The following is a 1,738-nucleotide window of genomic DNA, read 5'->3' as shown; positions in this document are numbered from 1 at the left end:
GCCCGCGACGACCTCGCCCGCTGGCCGGAGCTGCGCGAGGCGATCGCCGCCCGCTTCAAGGCCCGTACCCGGGACGAGTGGACGGCCGTCTTCGAGGGCACGGACGCATGCGTGGCCCCCGTCCTGTCCCTGCGCGAAGCGCCGCACCACCCGCACCTCGCCGCCCGCGCGACCTTCACCGGCCACGGCGGCATCACCCAGCCCGCACCCGCCCCCCGCTTCTCCGCGACCCCCACGGCGGTCCGCACCGGCCCGGCCCGGCCGGGCGCCGACACCGGCACCGTGGCCCGCGACTGGGACATACCCGGGCTTCTCTCCCCGCCGGCCGGGGCCGACCCCCCGCAGCCGTACCCGCCGGCGGCCCGAGGACCCCGGGACCCCTCCCCGCCGACGGCCTCCGAGCCCCCGAACCCTCAGCGAAAGGCCTCCTCGTGAGCACCGAAGCGTACGTGTACGACGCGATCCGCACCCCGCGCGGCCGCGGCAAGGCGAACGGAGCCCTGCACGGCACGAAGCCCATCGACCTGGTCGTCGGGCTCATCCACGAGATCCGCGCCCGCTTCCCCGGGCTGGACCCGGCGGCCGTCGACGACATCGTCCTCGGCGTCGTCGGCCCGGTCGGTGATCAGGGCTCCGACATCGCCCGGATCGCCGCGATCGCCGCGGGCCTGCCCGACACGGTCGCCGGAGTGCAGGAGAACCGCTTCTGTGCCTCCGGCCTGGAAGCGGTCAACCTGGCCGCCGCCAAGGTCCGTTCGGGCTGGGAGGACCTGGTCCTGGCCGGCGGTGTCGAGTCGATGTCCCGGGTGCCGATGGCCTCCGACGGCGGCGCCTGGTTCAACGACCCGATGACCAACCTCGCGGTCAACTTCGTGCCGCAGGGCATCGGCGCCGACCTCATCGCCACCATCGAGGGCTTCTCCCGCCGTGACGTCGACGAATACGCGGCCCTCTCCCAGGAGCGGGCGGCCACCGCCTGGAAGGAGGGCCGCTTCGAGCGGTCCGTCATCCCCGTGAAGGACCGCAGCGGCCTGGTCGTCCTCGACCACGACGAGCACCTCCGGCCCGGCACCACCGCCGACTCCCTCGCCAAGCTCAAGCCGTCCTTCGCGGACATCGGCGACCTGGGCGGCTTCGACGCGGTGGCGCTGCAGAAGTACCACTGGGTGGAGAAGATCGACCACGTCCACCACGCGGGCAACTCCTCCGGCATCGTGGACGGCGCCGCCCTCGTCGCCATCGGCTCCAAGGAGGTCGGCGAGCGCTACGGCCTCACCCCGCGCGCGCGGATCGTCTCCGCCGCCGTCTCCGGATCCGAGCCCACGATCATGCTCACCGGCCCCGCCCCGGCCACCCGCAAGGCGCTCGCCAAGGCGGGCCTGACCATCGACGACATCGACCTCGTCGAGATCAACGAGGCCTTCGCCGCGGTCGTGCTGCGCTTCGTGAAGGACATGGGCCTGTCCCTGGACAAGGTCAACGTCAACGGCGGCGCCATCGCCCTCGGTCACCCGCTCGGCGCCACCGGCGCAATGATCCTCGGCACCCTCGTCGACGAACTGGAGCGCCAGGACAAGCGCTACGGCCTGGCCACCCTGTGCGTCGGCGGCGGCATGGGCATCGCCACCGTCGTCGAGCGCCTGTGAACTCCCCGCGGACCCACCAGACTTCTACGGAGACCCCTGCCATGACCGAGAGCACCACGATCCGCTGGGAACAGGACGACACCGGTGTCGTC

2 protein-coding genes are annotated in these 1,738 nt (G+C 73.0%); both read left to right on the top strand.

The features are described 5' to 3' along the window. Positions 1–435: CoA transferase (locus CCN42_RS40290; protein ID WP_211294910.1), on the top strand; the 435-nt coding region annotated here is incomplete at its 5' end. Continuing rightward, on the top strand, positions 432–1,646 hold the full coding sequence (locus CCN42_RS40285; RefSeq protein ID WP_086742044.1) for an acetyl-CoA C-acetyltransferase: 1,215 nt from the start codon (positions 432–434) through the stop codon (positions 1,644–1,646). The genes CCN42_RS40290 and CCN42_RS40285, both read left to right, overlap by 4 nt. Positions 1,647–1,738: the final 92 nt, after the last annotated feature.

The sequence above is a fragment of the Streptomyces glaucescens genome (genome assembly GCF_002154375.1).
Lineage (GTDB): Bacteria > Actinomycetota > Actinomycetes > Streptomycetales > Streptomycetaceae > Streptomyces > Streptomyces glaucescens.
This window is presented reverse-complemented; position numbering and strand designations above follow the sequence as displayed.